Raw genomic sequence first — 17,668 nt, forward strand, 5'->3', positions numbered from 1 at the left:
CCACGTCCAGTTCCGCCAGCCCCGTCGACCCGCGCGCGGGGCCCTAATGCACCGTCTTCAGCCCCGCACCGCCGCAACCACCGCCTCGCCCATCTCACGCGTGCCCACGCGCCGCATGCCGCTCTGAAAGATATCGCCGGTGCGCAGCCCCTGCGCCAGCACCCGCCGCACCGCCGCCTCGACGCGGTCCGCCTGCTCGGCCAGCCCGAAGGAATAGCGCAGCATCATCGCCATCGAGAGGATGGCGGCCAGCGGATTCGCCAGGTCCTTGCCTGCGATGTCGGGCGCGGTGCCGTGCACCGGCTCGTACAGTCCCTTCGTGCCCGCGGCCATCGAGGCCGAAGGCAGCATGCCGATCGAGCCCGTCAGCATCGCAGCCGCATCCGAAAGGATGTCGCCGAAGATGTTGCCCGTGACGATCACGTCGAACTGCTTCGGTGCGCGCATCAACTGCATCGCCGCGGCGTCGACGAAGAGATGCGTGAGCTCGACCTCCGGGTACTCGGCGCCCACGCGCGTCACCACCTCGCGCCACAGCTGCATCACCTCCAGCACGTTGGCTTTGTCGACGGAGCACAGTTTGCGTTTGCGCGCACGCGCCGTGCGGAAGGCCACGTGCGCAATGCGCTCCACCTCGGGTTCGGAATAGCGCATGGTGTTGAAGGCCTCGCGCTCGCCGCGCGCGTTGGTGCCGCTGCCGCGCGGCTCGCCGAAGTACACGTCGCCGGTGAGCTCGCGCAGGATCATCAGGTCCAGGCCCTCGACCACTTCGGGCTTGAGGGTCGAGGCACCGATCAGCTCGGGAAAAAGAAAGGCCGGCCGGAAGTTGGCGAACAGGCCCAGGTCCTGCCGCAGCCGCAGCAGGCTGGCCCCGGGACGCATGGCGAAGGGGATGGCCTCGTCGCCCGGCATGCCGGCGGAGCCGAACAGGATGGCATCGGCCGCCCGCGCGATTTCGAGCGTGGCCGGCGGCAACGGGTCGCCCGCGCTGTCGATGCCCGCCTGGCCGATCGGCGCTTCCACCAGCTCCAGGGCCCGGCCGGCGCCCAGCACGGCTTTCATCACGCGCACGGCCTCGGCCGTGACTTCGGGACCGATGCCGTCGCCCGGCAACACTGCGATCTTCATGGAGGACAACTCTTTCTTCAGGCGGAGGGGATGGGTGAAAGGGACGAAGCGCGCTCGCGCTCGAAGGCCGCGATGCGCCCGGACTGGCCGAGCGTGTAGTCCAGCTCGTCCAGGCCTTCGAGCAGGCAATGGCGCGCGAAGGGATCGATCTCGAACTCATCGCAGCCGCCGTCGCCCGCGTGCACGCGCTGCGCGGCCAGGTCGATGCGAATGCGCGCGCCGGGCTCGCGCTGCAGCAGGCCGAGCAGCGCCTCGACGCGCGGCTCGGGCAGGCGCACGGGCAGCAGCCCGTTCTTCAGCGCGTTGGAAAAGAAGATGTCGCCGAAGCTGGGCGCGATCACGGCGCGAAAGCCGCCATCGGCCAGCGCCCACACGGCATGCTCGCGCGAGGAGCCGCAGCCGAAGTTGCGGCCGGCCACGAGGATGCGGGCCTGCGCAAAGGCCGGATCGTTGAGCGGGAAGTCCGCGCGCCGCGCGCCCTGCGCATCGTGCCGGACGTCGCGAAAAAGGAAGGCGCCGAAGTCGGCGGCGCGCGGCTTCTGCAGGTAGAGCGCCGGCACGATCTGGTCGGTGTCGACGTTGATGCGGGGCAGCGGCGCGGCCACCGCATCGAGCTGGGTGAAAGCTTGCATGGGGCTCGTCCTCAAGGCACCGGCAGCAGGCCGCGCACGTCGATCAGCCGTCCCGTCACCGCGGCCGCGGCGGCCATCGCCGGGCTCATCAGGTGGGTGCGCGCGCCAGGTCCCTGGCGGCCGACGAAGTTGCGGTTGGAGGTGGAGGCGCAGCGCTGGCCCGGCGCGACCTGGTCGCCGTTGGTGCCCAGGCACATCGAGCAGCCCGCATGCCGCCACTGGAAGCCGGCCGCACGGAACACGGCATCGAGCCCCTCCTGCTCGGCCTGCTGCTTGACCAGGCCGGAGCCGGGCACGACCCAGGCCTCCACGCCCTCGGCCACGCGGCGGCCGCGCGCCACCGCGGCGGCGCTGCGCAGGTCCTCGATGCGGCCGTTGGTGCAGGAGCCGATGAAGACGCGCTGCACCGCGATGTCCTGCAGCCGCTGGCCGGGCGCGAGGCCCATGTAGGCGAGGGCGCCTTGCATCGCCGCGCGCCGGTCGGCGTCGCCCGCATCGGCCGGGTCGGGCACGCGGCCTGAGATCGGCAGCACGTCCTCGGGGCTGGTGCCCCAGGTGACCATGGGCGCGATGTCGTCGGCGTGCAGCGCGAGCTCGCGGTCGAAGGCGGCGCCTTCGTCGCCGGGCAGCAGGCGCCAGCGGGCGAGGGCGGCGTCCCAGTCGGCGCCCTTCGGCACCTGCGGGCGGCCGGCCAGCCAGGCATAGGTGGTGTCGTCGGGCGCGATCATTCCGGCGCGCGCGCCGGCCTCGATGGACATGTTGCACACGGTCATGCGCGCTTCCATCGACAGCGCGCGGATCGCCTCGCCCGCGTACTCGACGACATGCCCGGTCGCGCCCGCGGCGCCGATGCGGCCGATGATGGCGAGGATGAGGTCCTTGGCCGTCACGCCATCCCCGAGCCGGCCGTCGACGCTGACGCGCAGCGTGCGCGGCTTGCGCTGCCACAGGGTCTGCGAGGCCAGCACATGCGCCACTTCCGAAGCCCCGATGCCGAAGGCCAGCGCCCCCAGCGCGCCATGGGTGGAGGTGTGGCTGTCGCCGCAGACGATCAGCATGCCCGGCAGGCTCAAGCCCTGCTCGGGGCCGACCACGTGGACGATGCCCTGGCGCGCATCGTCCAGGCCGAAGAAGCGAATGCCCGATGCGGCGCAATCGTCGGCCAGCGCCCGAGCCATGGCGCGCTTCTCCGGATCGGCGATGCGGCCGAGGTCGCGCGAATCGGTGGGCACGTAGTGGTCCGGCGTGGCGAAGGCCAGCTCGGGCCGGCGCACCGGCAGGCCGCGCTGGCGCAGCATCTGGAAGGCCGGCGCCGAGCCGTCCTGCACCAAATGGCGGTCGACGTAGAGCAGGCCCTGGCCGTCATCGCGCTGCATCACGACGTGCTGCGCCCAGATCTTGTCGAACAGGGTGCGGGGGGAAGACTGCGAATCGGCCATCGGCATCAATCCAGCTTGGCGCCCGAGAGCCGCACGATCGATTCGTAGCGCTTGATCTCCGACACGATGAAGTGCCCGAACTCCTCCGGCGTGCCGCCGCCGATCTCGGCGCCGAACTCCGCCATGCGCCGCTTCATGTCGGCCGACTGCAGCACCTCGTTGGCCTGCGCGTTGAGCTTGTCGATGATGGGCCGCGGCGTGCCGGCCGGCGCCATCAGGCCGTACCAGGATGAGGCGTACACGCCGGGCAGCCCCACTTCGTCGAAGGTCGGCACGTTCGGCAGCGCCGGGTTGCGCTTCTTCGATGCGACGGCCAGTGCGCGCATGCGGCCGCTCGCCACGAAGGGCAGGCAGGTGGTGGTGTCCAGCATCAGCGAGATATGGCCCGCCGCCAGGTCGGCCTCGGCCGGCGCGGTGCCCTTGTAGGGCACGTGCACGATGTCGATCTTTGCGGCAGACATGAACTGCACCGCCGCCAGGTGCTGCGAGGAGCCGACGCCGCCCGAGCCGTAGTTGAGCTTGCCGGGGTTGGCCTTGGCCGCATCGATCAGCTCCTTGACCGTCTTGTAGGGCGAGGAGGCCGGCACCACCAGGATGTTCGGCACCGCCGAGACGTAGACGATGGGCGCGAAGTCCTTCACCGGATCGAAGCCCAGCTTGCTGTAGAGATGCAGGTTGACCGCGTTGGGGCTGATCGAGCCCATCAGCAGGTTGTAGCCGTCGGGCTTGACGCGGGCTGCGAGCTCGGTGCCGATGTTGCCGCCGGCGCCGCCGCGGTTGTCGATCACGATCGGCTGCCCCAGCTTCTGCGCCAGCGGCTCGGAGATCATGCGGGCGGTGGTGTCGACGCCGCCGCCGGCGGGCCACGGCACCATGAGCTTGATCGGCTGGCTGGGATAGGCGCTGTCGGCTGCGGCAGCGCCCGCAAGGGCGAGCAGCGCGGCGGCCAGGCCGGCATGCAGGCAGGCATGCGCTTTCTTCATCGTCACCATGGGCTCGTCTCCTGTACTTGTCATGGGGTCGATCCTATGAACGCAGCGGCGCGCGGGCAATCACAATTAAGGCATGCACCCCATGAGCAAATCTCATGGCCTCGCCGAGCCATGAGCCGCCGGGGCCTTCCCGAGGCGAAGACCGTGCCGGTGGCGGAGCCGCTCCAATGACGCGCCGTCTTCCACCCCTCAACGCCCTGCGCGCCTTCGAAGCCGCGGCCCGCTGCGGCAACTTCACGCGCGCGGCGCAGGAGCTGTGCGTGACGCAGGGCGCGGTCAGCCGCCACATCGCCACGCTCGAAGGCTGGCTGGATCTCGCGCTGTTCGAGCGCGGCCGGCATGGCATCGCCCTCACGCCCGCGGGGCAGCGCTACTTCGACACCGCGCGCGCGGCGCTCGACCAGATCGATTACGGCACGCGCCAGCTGCAGGCCGGGCCCGACGAGCGGCGCCTGCGCATCAAGCTGCCGCCCACCTTCGCGATCCGCTGGCTGGTGCCGCGGCTGGCGCGCTTCCATGCGCTGCACCCACGCATCGACGTGCAGATCACCACCTCGCACGAACGCGCCGATTTCGAGCGCGAGGAGGTGGACGTGAGCATCCATTCCGAGCCTCGGCCGCCCGCGGGGCCGGGCTTCCGGCGCCTGTTCGGAGAGACGCTGGTGCCCGTGTGCGCGCCGGGCCTGCTGGAGCGCGGCCCCCGGCTGCGCAAGCCGGCCGACCTGGCGCGACACGTGCTGCTCTGCTCGATGAACCGGCCCAAGGACTGGCCGGCCTGGCTGGCTGCGGCCGGCGCGCCGCAGATCGACGGCAACAGCGGGCTGAGGTTCGAGAATGCCGCGCTGGCCTACCAGGCCGCGGCCGACCAGCTGGGCGTGATGGTCGCGCTCGACGCCTTCGTGCGCGACGACCTGGCCACGGGCCGGCTGGTCGCGCCCTTCGCGCTGAAGCTGCGGACGGAGGGCGCCTATTACCTGGCCTGGCGAGACCAGGCGCCGCTGCCCGAGCGGGTGCGCGCCTTCGAGGACTGGATCGCGAAGGAGGCCGAGGCGATGGAACCGGCGCTCGGCCCAGCTTGACCTCGGCGTTCGCGCCGATCCGATCACGCGTGTCTCGATGCGGCCGCATCATGCGGCGAATCGAGAGGGTTGCCGCGACTACTGCGCCAGCTGCTTGCGCCGGGCCCCACCCTGCCGCTCCAGCATCCAGCCCGGGTATTCGGAAGGCAATGCGCTCACCTTGTCTAGCTGCGCCAGCTCTTCGCCGCTCAGACTCAGCGCCGTCGCCCCGATGTTGTCGTCCAGCTGGTCCACGCGCTTGGCGCCGACGATCACGCTGGTGACCACGGGCTGGTGCAGCAGCCAGGCCAGCGCGACCTGCGCGACGGAGACCTTCTTCGACTCGGCGATGGCGCGCATCGTGTCGATGGTGGCCCAGGCGCGATCGAGCTGCACCGGCGGGAAGTCGAAGGTGGTGCGGCGGCTCCCCTGCTCGGCCTGGGTGCTGCGGCCGTACTTGCCGCTCAGGAGGCCGCCCGCGAGCGGGCTCCACACCATCAATCCGACCTGTTCGCTCTGCAGCATCGGCACCAGCTCGCGCTCCAGGTCGCGGCCGGCGATCGTGTAGTAGGCCTGCAGCGATTCGAAGCGCGCAAGGCCCAGGCGCTCGGAGATGCCCAGCGCCTTCGCGATCTGCCAGGCCGCCCAGTTCGACACGCCCACGTAGCGCACCAGGCCCTGCTGCACGAGCGTGTCGAGCGCGCGCAGCGTCTCCTCGATGGGCGTGGCCGGGTCGAAGCCGTGGATCTGGTAGAGGTCGACGTGCTCCAGCTGCAGCCGCTTCAGGCTCGCATGCACCGAATGCAGGATGTGATGGCGCGAGGCACCGCGCGCATTGGGCCCCGGCCCCATCTCGCCCAGCACCTTGGTGGCGACCACCACGTTCTCGCGCGGGATCTTCAGGTTCTTGAGCGCCTGCCCGGTCATGATTTCGGAGCGGCCTTCGGCATACACGTTCGCGGTGTCGATGAAGTTGATGCCGGCATCGATCGCGCGGCCGACCAGTTCATCGACCTGGCGCTGCTCCAGGTTGCCGATGTGGCTCCAGATGCCGCTTTCGCCGCCGAAGGTCATGGTGCCGAGGCACAGTTCCGAAACGAAGAGGCCGGTGCGGCCGAATTTCTTGAAACGCATGGGGAGCACTCCTTGATGAGGCTGGGAAGTATGTGGCGCGATCGATCCCAAGCCCATGCCGGATCGTGGCGCAACATTGCCCGATCCTGCAAAGCGGGAACGCAGCTCAGGACGGTGGAAGTCGTCTGATGTCATAAGTGTTAACGCAGCGCTGTCTTCCGCAGAGCGACGAAGATGGCGATGCAGTGTCCTGGAGAGCTGTCTCGTATCGGCGTCGCCCTCATGGTTTTCACTAGTCTCAGCGTTCGGCTCGACTTGTACGATGACCGATGACATTCGACGCCCACCTCGATCCGGCGTCGCATGCCGCCGAAGCCGTGCCGCGCGCTTGCCGTGCGGCCGGTACTCGTCCCCCAGGCCCGATCCAGCCACCAGGGCGTGAGCGCTTCCCGGTGCACCGGAACGGGCGAATCACCTTTGAGGAGCAGCGAATGAAACGCAGAAGATTCGTGGTGTCCGGACTCAGCCCACTGGCCCTGGCGGCCTGCGGTGGAGGCGGGAGCGGCAACGGCGCCCTCGCCCCTGCCGGGATGGACAGCGCCAAAGTCGCCCAGGACGCGCAAACCCTCAAACCCGACGCAAGCGGCGACAAGATCCAGAAGAACGCCCGCATGGCCTTGCGCCGTGCCGTCCGCTTCATGGACGAGCAGGTGTCCTTCCGCGGCGGCTATGTCTGGGCCTACCTGCCCGACCTGTCGGTGAGCTGGGGAGAGATGGAGGCCAAGCGCAGCATGTGCTGGATCCAGCCGCCAGGCACGCCGACGGCGGGCCACGCCCTGCTCGATGCCTATCACGCGACCGGGGACGAGCTCTTCTACAAGGCCGCCGAGCGCACCGCGTTTGCCATCGTCGAGGCGCAGCATCCGGCCGGAGGCTGGAACTACATCCACGACTTCGCCGGCGAGGACTCGCTCAAGCATTGGTACGAGACGATCGGCGCCAACGGCTGGCGGCTCGAGGAGTTTCAGCACTACTACGGCAATGCGACCTTCGACGACGCGGGAACTGCGGTGGCATCGCAGTTCCTGCTGCGCATGTACCTGGAAAAGCACGACTGGCGCTTTCGCGGCCCGCTGTACAAGGCCATCGCCTTCGTCACCAACGCCCAGTTCAGCGGCGGCGTGGGCGACGGCGGATGGCCGCAACGCTATCCACCGCATCCGGGCGCGATCTCGTCGATGCCGCTGCCCAACCCGCAGCAGCTGCCGCCCGGCGCGACACAGGGCATGGAAGACGGCGACTACACGCGCCACATCACCTTCAACGACGACGTGGCGGGCGAGAACATCAAGTTCATGCTGATGTGCGTGGTCGGCCTCGGCGAGACCCGCTTGATCGAGCCGGTGCAGCGCGCCATGCGATGCCTGCAGCGCCTGCAGCAGCCGGCACCGCAGGCCGGCTGGGGGCTGCAGCACCTGACCGAGGACGGCAACGGCCGCTTGGCCGGCGCACCCGCCGGCGCGCGCAGCTACGAGCCGCGCTCCCTCGCGACGCACACGACCCAGACCAACGTGCAGCAGCTGTTCAACTACTTCCGGCTGACCGGCGACAGGAGCTTTTTGGCGCGCGTGCCGGAAGCGATCGCCTGGCTCGACAGCTGCAAGCTCACGCCCGCGATGATCGCGGACAACCCGCTGCTGGCCGGACGCACGCATCCCACCTTCATCGAGCTGGGGACCAACCAGCCGCGCTTCGTCCACCGCTACGGCTCGAACATCTGGAACGGCGCGTACTACTTCGACCACGATCACCGCGCCACGCTCAGCCACTACTCGGCGGGCCGCAGCGTCAACATCAACAACCTTCAGGCCACGTACGACCAGCTCGCATCGATGAGCGACGCCGCAATCGCCGAGATGACCTCGCGCTCGCCGCTGAAGACCACCAGCGCGAGGGAGTTGCCGAAGTATTTTTCGCTGCGCGAGGTCGACTTCCCCGATCTGTTCACCGGTGCGAAGATGACCAGCCCGACGGTCACCGAGGCGCAGGCGCAGGCCGTGATCGATGGGCTCGGCGACAAGGACCACTGGCTCTCGCCGATTCCCTTCGTCACCAATTCGTTCCGCGGCAACGGGCCGAGCACGCCCTACACCGGCGACGCCTACCGCAGCAGGCATGTGGGCGATATCTACGACACCTCGCCCTACGACCCGCTCACCCCGCCCGAAATCGAGCCCTACCAGCCACGCGAGCGGCCGCTGGGCATCTCGACCAGTGACTTCGTCGCGAACACGGGCAAGCTGATCGCGTTCCTGGCGCCGGTGACCTGAGCGCAGGACGGGCCGCGGTTTCGAGAGCTTGGGGCAAGCCTAAAAGCGCGCCTTCAGGAAAGCCGAAGGCCCCTTCAACTTGACCCGCAGCCGCGCCGTGCTGCTCAGCGCATCGAAGTCCCGCTTGAGCTCGATCTCGCTCACCCCATAGGACAGCACCACGCCCACGTTCTTGATGGGGAACCACTCCACCCCAAGCGCCGCGTTGTAGATGTGCCCGCGCAAACTGCTGCCGCCCTTGCGCACGCCCGACACGTCGGCGAAGAGGCGAAGGTCGGGACTGATCGCATGCCGCACGCCGACCTCAAGAAGCGGCGCGAAGGCGTCGTCGCTGTCATGCTGGCTGAAGGTGGCGGTGGCGCCGTTCACGCCGGCGAGCGCGTTGCTGTCCAGGCTCACGCGGTAGTAGGCCACCCCCGCCCCGAGACCCAGCACCGTGTTACCCGAGCCGATCCACCACTTGTAGGCGAATTTGGCGAAGTCCAGCTTGAGGTCGAGATTGACGTTGCCGAGTGCCGTGACCGAGGTCGGCCCGATCGCGAAGCTGTTGGCGAAGCCGGTGCCGTAGTCGCGGTTGAAGCGATAGTAGTCGAGCGAAAAGCCCTGGCTGTCGCCGATCAGCACGTCCGCCGTGATGCGCGGCATGGTCACGCTGCCGCCTTCGATGTCGCGTGTGTCGAAGCGGCCGTAAGGCGTGTTCAATCCGGCGTCGAGAGTGGGTTCGGCGTGAAAGGCGCCGACCGAGAGGCTGAAGCGGTCCAGTGCAGGCGAGGGCTCGGCGAGCGCGGGAGTCGACATGGCGCATCCCGCCCCGGCCAGGATGGCGAGCACGCATGAGCGCGAGAACTTCATTGAGAAGCAATCCGATGTTGCGGCTGATGCCCGGCGTGAAGGCCCGATGTCGTGGTGGCCGCGAGGCCCCCCTGGGCGCGAGCGCCAAACTAGGAGGCCTGCCGCAGAAGAGAAATGCGCGGATTTCGGCTCTTTGTGTAGGAATGCGCCTTGTGCCCGGAGCAAGCCATCCGGACTGCGGTGCGGCTCGAAAAAGTGAACGGCGTAGATCGGTTGGCGGGGATCGCTGCTACCAGACAACGATCTTGCGAAGTTGGCGACGCCAGATCCCAAGCGGGAAGCTGACGTGCGACGGCAATGCTTCCAGGCGAAGGATCGCATCGATCAAAGCGATATTTTCAGCGGGCGATGACGGCGCTTTTGCAAGACGTTCGATGAAATCTTCCACATGGTCGAAAGGGCAACTTTTCAAGAACCTGGCTTGCTCCAGAAGGGACAACTGCATGAAAGACTCTACGAGTGCCGCTTCACACACAAAGTAAACAGCCTGAAACGGATGCGTATGCTCGATCTCATCATCCGGGTTGCCCGGCACTGCCAGTGACAGGACGTGACGTACCAATGCCGTGGTCCGGCTCACCAGTACTTCGAGCTGCTCACTCGCCAGCAAATGCTGCCGATGCAGATCGGAGAGAAGCTGCATCGCGACAAGCGAAAACACGTTCCAGGGCTGATCATGCGAAGGCAACATGCCGATCAGGGAGCCGATGGCTGCCGGCTCGATCGGGTGGGGAGGGTCGACGTAAAACAGTCCCGCGACCGCTTTGTAGCGGGCCAGCTTATCCAGTTGCAGGCATGATGCCTGCGTCCCAAGTGCGTCGAGCTGTTGCTCCAGGTCTGCGCAACGGTTCCTTTCGGGTTGAAAAAAGAAAGCGCAGAGATCGGCATACACCTGTGCCTGCGCTTCCGCACCATAGATGTTCGACGTGTTCAGTACGACCCTCACCATGGCTTCGAACTCGGCGCCGTTCTTGTCGAGCATCAGGTACGCTGCCAGCAAGCCATCTGCCGGGAGTTGGGCCAGACTCATGTGTCGCGGCGCACCGGCTCGGTTTTTCGCCCGGTTGTGCAACTCCCTATACAGCCTCGACAGGTTCTGCCATCCGGCAACCATCAGTGCCAGCGTGTGGTGGGAGGGGGCTTGCGCCAGATTGGACTTGTAGACATCAAGGTCGACCAGCATCTGGACGCTCTCGTTGAATTGAAGTCGAACAGCAGGATCGCGGTTCAGCTTGAGCCGTTCCAGCGTGAGTTGGAACGACCAGCGCAAGCAGGAAAGCTTCCCTCCATATTGCTGGTTGTACTCTCGGTTCAGCAGTGCCAGACGAGCCATTGGTGTCGCGCTCGCTATAAGGGTTCGGGTGGTTTCGACGCTGAGCGCGTTCACCTCCGGTACCGGGAGCTCGAGGATGCGTCTGGTCCATGCATGGTCCCAGGAGTAGCCCGGATTGATGCTGATGATCTCGTCGGGTTCCATCTCGGGCTGGGCGGGCAATTCCAGCGGGATGACCAGCGTCCCCGGTGGCAACTCGGGGGCTTCAATGAAGTCTGCAATGCCGTTGTCTTTCTCGGGCATCGCCGACTTCTGGATATCGGTGCAGGCGGTCGAACTGGCGACACTTTTCAAGCGCTTCAGATACAGCTCGAACGTCCCGCTGAGTGTCGCAGGCGCCTCCATCGATCGTTCGTCGGCAATTGTCTCGACCAACCGGACGAGCTCCTGTCTCGACGCCGAAGGGAGATGTTGAGCCAACTCGACGAAGGCGGTCAGGACACAACGCAAGTCGTGCGTGGTCTTCGCGAGCATCAGCAGCCTTTTGACGATCTGTCCCAGCAACGCAGTGTCTTCGCGAGCTACTTTGAAGAGCTGTTCGATCAGCCGGAAAGGCATGTCCGAGTGGCTTGTCAGATCCTCGCTTTGGAGGGCATCGAGCACCACCCGCACATTGCCTGCGGCTCGAATGCGCGGTATGTCGGCGATCTTCAATGTGCCCGGCTGCAGTTGGGGGAACGGGTCCGTGCGCGGCCGCTCCACAGGCGGAATGTCCAGCCGAAACACCTCCAACCTCTGTTTCTTGACTTCCCTTTCCACGGGGCTTTCATGGGTCTCGGAATTCCGCCGTTTGAACTGGCTTCCTCTGCCATCGGATCGCTCGATGGGTTCGTTGGACGACGATGAAGAGGACGACGAGGATGAAAAGCGAGTACGTGGAATGCTCATGCGGGGATCGGGCGTTGATGAAGTTTTGCCATCGTGAGTAACTCCAACCCCAACCATGGTTCCCCGCATTCGGCCGTGCTCATGCTGCCGGTCACAACACCTCGTTGAACGCATAAAGCATGTTGTCCCGGCACCGATGCCAAAGCCCACGCCGGGCCCATGCATCGGCCCGCAGCTCCACGCACTCGCGGGCGTCGCGCTCGAAGATCGCCTCCAGTTGCGCAGCCAGCGCGTCGTCACGCACCCCGAGCGTGATCTCGTCGTTGGTCTCGAAGGAGCGGTCGTCGAAGTTGCTCGACCCGATCGCACACCACGCCGTGTCGATGGTCATCACCTTCTGGTGCAGCAGGCACTTCGGGTACTCGAAGATGCGCACGCCGCCGGCGAGAAGAAGGTGAAAGTTGCGGTGCGCCGCGTGCTGGACCATCGGCATGTCCGACGCCTCGGTCGACGGCACCATCACGCGCACGTCGACCCCGCGCTGCGCCGCGTCGCACAAGGCATCGATCGCCTCCCTGTCGGGCAGGAAGTACGGGTTCTGAATCCAGATGCGCTTGCGCGCGACGCACAGCACCAGGTGGTGCAGGATCTTCACCGCGGGCGGGGAGCCCTCGGGCTTGAGGCTGGCCACGTGGACCGCGACATCGCCCACGCGCTCGAGCGGCGGGAACACCTCGTCGCCGACGAACAGCTCCCCCGTGTCCTCCACCCAGTTCTCGCTGAAGGCGCCCTGCACCGCATGGACGATCGGCCCGCGCAGGCGCACGCCCAGATCTCGGACATGCTCGCGCGTCTCGCCGTTGCCCATCCAGCCGTCGACGATGCAATGCCCACCGACCAGCGCCACCCGGCCATCGGCGACCAGGAGCTTGCGATGGTCGCGTTCGTTGAAGACGCCGATGTTGCGGATGTGCCGCGGATGATGCATCTTGAGCGCACAGCCCGCTTCCCGAAGGCGCACGGCATCGCGTCCCATCTTCTTGCCGCCATCGGCATCGACCAGCACGCGCACCTTCACGCCCGCGCGATGGCGTTCCAGCAAGGCGTCGACCAGGCGCGCGCCCAGCACGCCTTCCTTCCACAAGAAGGTCTCGAAATGCACGGAGGCTTTCGCCTCGCGGATGTCGTCGAACATGACGTCGAAAAAGGCGCCGTTCTCCAGCAACTCGACCGTGTTGCCTTCGTAGATGGTGCCTTGCGTCAGTCCCGACAGCGAGGGCAAGAGGTCGGTAAGGGGTGCATCGCAATCGATTTCCAGGCGCGGATCGCGATGCCTTCGGATAGACCAGATGACGAGGCCCAGCACGACGACGACGATCGTCAGTGCGAGCGCGAGCCAGGTGGGCCATGACGCCGAGGCGGGCAGGTCGATGTTCATGCCGCCTCTGCCTCTAGCAGCCGCAGGGCGGGATGATCATTCCTTGGGATCGATGCCCTCGATCGGATTTTTCGTCAGGTCCTTGCCGATCTCGACGACCTTGTCTTCGTTCGCCTCGTCGCGGAACTCGCCGGGTTGATCTTCCGTGCTCTTCTCCATGTTGTCCTTGACGCTCTCGCGGCTCGTCTTGGGCTGTTCCTTCGTGCTCATGCGTGTCTCCTTGCAAATGGCCGCCCGGCAGGCAGCCCGTGCCGATCGCCGGCACCCCCACAGGGTCGCAGCAGCGGCAGCGCCGCGCTGTCAGGCAAGAAGAACTTCGGGCGTAAGGGAAGCCGCGCCGCCCGAGGCTACTGCTCGGGTCTTCGCCAGAGCCAGATCGACACGATCAGCATGACCAGCGGCACTGCGATCCTGGCTTCCAGCGGCACCGACGCGAACTGCACCACCACCGCCCCGGACGCCATGGACACACTGGCCGCCCACTTCGCGCGGCGAGACACGATCTGGCCCCGGCGCCATTCGCGAAGCGAATGACCGTAGCGCGGATGCCCGAGCAGCCATTCCTCGAGCGCCGGCCATCCGCGCCCTGCACACCACGCGGCCAGGATCAGGAAGGGCACGGTCGGGAGAAGCGGCAGCACGATGCCGATGATCGCGAGCGCGAGAAACAGGATCGCGAAGATTCGCCAGAGCAGAGACAAGTGATGGAGTTCCCAGATCAGCGCCCGACGGCGCCCGCAGCGGCCATGATCTGCGCCGCGTCCGGAAAGTAGCACAGGCTGCTCGGCCCGTCGCGCGCCTCGATGTTCGCCCAGGCGATGGTGCCGGCGCCATCGACCAGGAAGTGTCCGACCAGCTGCGTGGCATGGCTCGCCATGATCGCGATGTCGGTTTCGTCGGGCTCGAAGCCGTCCTTGGCATTGAGCACGCTATTGGCCGCCATCGGTTGCGTCGGTCCGGGGAGCTCGCGGGTCGGGTAAATGCGTGCCGCCTCGAAGTCGGCCATGCGCGTGCGCACGGGCCACTCGGACGGCTCGTTGCTGTCTTCGGGCAGGAACTCGACGGCCGGCACGCCGAAAGCCCGGTGCGTGCCGCAAGCCGGGTCGGCCAGCAGCAGCAGCGGCACCGGGCGATAGCGGAAGTACATGCGGGCGCGCTCCACGGGCGTGTTGATCACCGCCACGGTCTCGATCCCCTCGGCGCGCAGGGCCGGCTGGATCTCGGCCAGCTGCGTCACCTGGCGCCGGCAGAAGGGACAGTGCAGCCCGCGGAACAGGCCGATCAGGAAGGGGCGGCCGCGCAGGTCGGCGAGGGAGACGCTGCCTTCGCGGTTGGCCGCGGGGAGCGTGAACGCGGGCGCCGGGTCTCCGGGTTGCAGCGGGTGTAGCGGATCTCCCATGGGGCACCTCTCTTCGTCGTGCGTTTCGGTCGAGCGGGCAGGCGTTCGGACCCTATCACTTGTCGCAGGAAGGCACAACGCCGCAAGTCCGCGCCGGAACGCCCTGTGCGGCATCGCGCGACTGAACCACAATGCCATCCGGAGGTGTCCATGCTCGTCGACGCGGATTCGGAGATGGTTCGCGCGCCACCGGCGCCGGCGCCGGCTGATCCGCCCGCCGCGCAGCACAAGGGCGCGCGCCAGCGCCCGGCGCGCCGCTGGCACCTGTTCCCCAAATATGCGCTGCTGATCATCGCGCTGGTCTGCAGCACGCTCGTCGCCAGCGGCGCGGTCGTCATCTATTTCTCCTTGCGCGAGAACCAGGCCCACGTGGTGGCGCTGCAGGCCGAGAAGGCCCAGGCCGCGGCCACGCGCATCGAGCAGTACGTGCTGAACATCGAGCAGCAGCTGGGCTGGACCGCGCTGCCGCGCGTCGATGCGCCCGGCAGCGATCCGCGCGAGGCCCGCTACATCGAGTACCTCAAGCTGCTGCGCCAGGCGCCGGCCATCACCGACGTGGCATGGATCGACGGCGCCGGTCGCGAGCAGCTGCGCGTCTCCCGCCTGGCGATGAACGAGCTCGGCCGCGGCATCGACCGGTCGGCCGAGCCGGGCTTTCGCAGCGCGATCGAAGGCCGCACCTGGTTCGGTCCGGTCTACTTCCGCATGGGCACCGAGCCCTACATGACGCTCGCGCGCCCGGCCGGGCCCGGCGGCGGCGTCACGATGGCCGAGCTCAACCTGAAATTCGTATGGGACGTGGTCTCGCGCATCCGCATCGGCGCCAAGGGCCTGGCCTACGTCGTCGATGCCGAGGGCAGCCTGATCGCCCACCCCGACATCAGCCTGGTGCTGAAGAAGACCGACATGAGCGCGCTGCCCCAGGTGGCTGCCGGCTTGCGGCCCGGCGCCGAAGCCTCCCAGGCGCCTGCGCGCGACCTCTCCGGCCAGCGCATGCTGGCCGCGCACGTGCCCATCCCCTCGCTCGGATGGACGGTGTTCGTCGAGTCGCCCCGCAACGAGGCCTTCGCGCCTGTCTACGTCATGCTGCAGCGCATGGGCCTGGTGCTCGTGCTGGCGCTGCTGGCCTCGATGGCGGCCACCTTCTTCCTGGCACGCGCGCTGGTGCGCCCGCTGCGCGCGCTGCAGGCCGGCGCGGCGCAGATCGGCGCCGGCGACCTCGACCGGCGCATCGAGGTCCACACCGGCGACGAGCTCGAAGGCCTTGCCGAGCAGTTCAACCAGATGGCCGCGCAGCTGCGCGAGTCGTACTCGGAACTGGAGCGCAAGGTCGAGCTGCGCACTGCCGAACTGAGCGAGTCGCTCGCCTACCAGACCGCCATCAGCGAGGTGCTGCGCGTCATCAGCGAATCGCCCACCGACGTGCAGCCGGTCTTCGAGGCGATCCTCGACTGCGCGGTTCGGCTGCTCGGCAGCCTGACCGCCGCGGTGTTCCGCTACGACGGACGGCTGGTGTACCTGGTGGCGCACCGCAACTGGTCGCCATCGGCCATCGAGAACGCGGCGCGCTTCTACCCCGGCCCGCCGGACACGCGCATGCTCAGCGGCCGGGTGATCGCGTCGCGCAAGGCGGTGACCATCGACGACGCCGCGGCCGATTCCGACTACGACCACTCCACGGCAGCCACCGGCCGATGGCGCCGCATGCTGGGCGTGCCGCTGCTGAAGGACGGCGCGCCCATCGGGGCGATCGCGGTGGCCTGGACCACCCCCGGCGCCACGCCGCAGCGCCAGATCGACCTGCTCGAAACCTTCGCCGGGCAGGCCGCGATCGCGATCGAGAACCTGCGGCTCATCAACGAGACCCAGGAGGCCCTCGCGCAGCAGACCGCCAGCGCCGAGGTGCTGCGGGTCATCAGCAGCTCGGTGGCCGACGCGCGGCCGGCCTTCGACGCCATCCTCGACAGCTGCGAGCGCTTTCTCTCGGCGAGCGGGCTGGGCATCGCGCTGGTCGACGATGCCGGCATGCTGCACAACGGCGGCTTCCGCGGCCCCCGCGAGCCGCTGCTGCGCGCCATCGTCGGCGCCTTCCCGCGCCCGCTGGAAGGCAGCGCGACCGGGCTCGCGCTGCGCGAGCGGCGCGTCGTTCACTATCCCGTGGTGCTCGATGCCGCGGACGCACCGGCTGGTTTGCGCGAGGTGGCCGAAACCACCGGCGACTTCTCCATCGCGATCGCGCCGATGCTGTGGGACCAGCGTGGCGTGGGCGCGGTGCTGGTGCTGCGCGATCCGACGAATCCCTTCTCCGCCAAGGAGCTCGCGCTGCTCAAGACCTTTGCCGACCAGGCCGTCATCGCGATCCAGAACACGCGCCTGTTCAGCGAAATCCAGGACAAGAGCCACCAGCTCGAACTGGCCAACAAGCACAAGTCGGAGTTCCTGGCCAACATGTCGCACGAGCTGCGCACGCCGCTGAACGCGATCATCGGCTTCAGCGAGGTGCTCGCCGAGCGCATGTTCGGCGAGGTCAACGACAAGCAGCTCGAATACCTGAAGGACATCCACGCCTCCGGCCACCACCTGCTGAGCCTGATCAACGACATCCTCGACCTCTCGAAGATCGAGGCCGGCCGCATGGAGCTGGACCTGTCGAGCTTCCATCTGCCGATGCTGCTCGACAACACCGTGACGCTGGTGCGCGAGCGCGCGCTGCGGCACGGGCTGACGCTGGCGCTCGAGGTCGACCCGGCCCTCGGCGACTGGGTGGCCGATGCGCGCAAGCTCAAGCAGGTGGTGATCAACCTGCTGTCGAACGCCGTCAAGTTCACGCCGGCGGGCGGGTGCGTGACGCTGCGCGCACGCGCGCTCGAGGATGCGGTGGAGATCGCCGTCATCGACACCGGCGTGGGCATCGCCGCCGACCAGCAGGCGCTGGTGTTCGAGGAATTCCGCCAGGCCGGCGGCGACTACCTGCGCAAGGCCGAAGGCACCGGCCTCGGGCTGGCGCTGGCCAGGCGCTTCGTCGAGCTGCATGGCGGCACCCTGCGGGTGGAGAGCGCGCCGGGGCAGGGCTCGACCTTCGCCTTCGACCTGCCGCGGCGCACGCTCGGGGATTCGCCGCCGCAACGACGGGATTGATCGGCGGGGACAAGAGGAGGAACATGG

The 17,668-nt window shown here is 67.7% G+C and carries 14 protein-coding genes; 3 read left to right on the forward strand and 11 right to left on the reverse strand.

Annotation, left to right across the window (positions count from 1 at the left end; translation table 11 throughout):
- Positions 1-57 precede the first annotated feature (57 nt).
- From leuB to AC3A6Y_RS02730, 4 genes are read right to left on the reverse strand one after another with little or no spacing between them, the layout of a single operon-like run.
- Positions 58-1,128, reverse strand: a complete 1,071-nt coding sequence (leuB, locus tag AC3A6Y_RS02715; protein ID WP_487866687.1) for a 3-isopropylmalate dehydrogenase — start codon at positions 1,126-1,128, stop codon at positions 58-60.
- A 17-nt stretch (positions 1,129-1,145) separates the two neighbouring features.
- Positions 1,146-1,760, reverse strand: a complete 615-nt coding sequence (gene leuD, locus AC3A6Y_RS02720) for a 3-isopropylmalate dehydratase small subunit (protein WP_487866688.1) — start codon at positions 1,758-1,760, stop codon at positions 1,146-1,148.
- 11 nt (positions 1,761-1,771) lie between these two features.
- A complete protein-coding gene (gene leuC, locus AC3A6Y_RS02725; RefSeq protein WP_487866689.1) occupies positions 1,772-3,205 on the reverse strand; it encodes a 3-isopropylmalate dehydratase large subunit in 1,434 nt (477 codons plus the stop codon).
- Positions 3,205-4,215 (reverse strand): Bug family tripartite tricarboxylate transporter substrate binding protein, encoded by a 1,011-nt coding sequence (locus tag AC3A6Y_RS02730; RefSeq protein ID WP_487866690.1) that lies wholly within the window; start codon positions 4,213-4,215, stop codon positions 3,205-3,207. The genes leuC and AC3A6Y_RS02730 overlap by 1 nt, the downstream gene beginning before the upstream one ends.
- A 143-nt stretch (positions 4,216-4,358) precedes the next feature.
- Between AC3A6Y_RS02730 and gcvA the strand changes: the two genes are divergently transcribed.
- Positions 4,359-5,270 (forward strand): transcriptional regulator GcvA, encoded by a 912-nt coding sequence (gcvA, locus tag AC3A6Y_RS02735; protein WP_487866691.1) that lies wholly within the window; start codon positions 4,359-4,361, stop codon positions 5,268-5,270.
- A gap of 78 nt (positions 5,271-5,348) precedes the next feature.
- On the opposite strand, the gene AC3A6Y_RS02740 is transcribed toward gcvA, so the two are convergent.
- Entirely contained in the window at positions 5,349-6,383 is a 1,035-nt protein-coding gene (locus tag AC3A6Y_RS02740; RefSeq protein WP_487866692.1) for an aldo/keto reductase, read from the reverse strand.
- Positions 6,384-6,814: 431 nt separating this feature from the next.
- Here AC3A6Y_RS02740 and AC3A6Y_RS02745 point away from each other — a divergent pair, with 431 nt between their 5' ends.
- A complete protein-coding gene (locus tag AC3A6Y_RS02745) occupies positions 6,815-8,653 on the forward strand; it encodes a pectate lyase (protein WP_487866693.1) in 1,839 nt (612 codons plus the stop codon).
- A gap of 39 nt (positions 8,654-8,692) precedes the next feature.
- Here the strand turns inward: AC3A6Y_RS02745 and AC3A6Y_RS02750 are convergent, their stop codons facing one another.
- From AC3A6Y_RS02750 to AC3A6Y_RS02775, 6 genes are all read right to left on the reverse strand, one after another.
- On the reverse strand, positions 8,693-9,451 hold the full coding sequence (locus AC3A6Y_RS02750) for a hypothetical protein (protein WP_487866694.1): 759 nt from the start codon (positions 9,449-9,451) through the stop codon (positions 8,693-8,695).
- A gap of 283 nt (positions 9,452-9,734) precedes the next feature.
- A complete protein-coding gene (locus AC3A6Y_RS02755; RefSeq protein WP_487866695.1) occupies positions 9,735-11,726 on the reverse strand; it encodes a hypothetical protein in 1,992 nt (663 codons plus the stop codon).
- A gap of 91 nt (positions 11,727-11,817) precedes the next feature.
- Positions 11,818-13,104, reverse strand: coding sequence for a phospholipase D-like domain-containing protein (locus AC3A6Y_RS02760; protein ID WP_487866696.1), 1,287 nt, complete (start codon positions 13,102-13,104; stop codon positions 11,818-11,820).
- A gap of 36 nt (positions 13,105-13,140) precedes the next feature.
- A complete protein-coding gene (locus AC3A6Y_RS02765) occupies positions 13,141-13,314 on the reverse strand; it encodes a hypothetical protein (RefSeq protein WP_487866697.1) in 174 nt (57 codons plus the stop codon).
- Between the two features lie 137 nt (positions 13,315-13,451).
- Complete coding sequence (locus tag AC3A6Y_RS02770) at positions 13,452-13,805, reverse strand: YbaN family protein (protein WP_487866698.1); 354 nt, start codon at positions 13,803-13,805, stop codon at positions 13,452-13,454.
- A 17-nt stretch (positions 13,806-13,822) separates the two neighbouring features.
- Positions 13,823-14,503, reverse strand: coding sequence for a redoxin domain-containing protein (locus tag AC3A6Y_RS02775; RefSeq protein WP_487866699.1), 681 nt, complete (start codon positions 14,501-14,503; stop codon positions 13,823-13,825).
- Between the two features lie 150 nt (positions 14,504-14,653).
- Between AC3A6Y_RS02775 and AC3A6Y_RS02780 the strand changes: the two genes are divergently transcribed.
- A complete protein-coding gene (locus tag AC3A6Y_RS02780; RefSeq protein WP_487866700.1) occupies positions 14,654-17,641 on the forward strand; it encodes a GAF domain-containing protein in 2,988 nt (995 codons plus the stop codon).
- Positions 17,642-17,668 lie beyond the last annotated feature (27 nt).

The sequence above is a fragment of the Variovorax sp. Soil_C_17 genome (assembly GCF_057657265.1).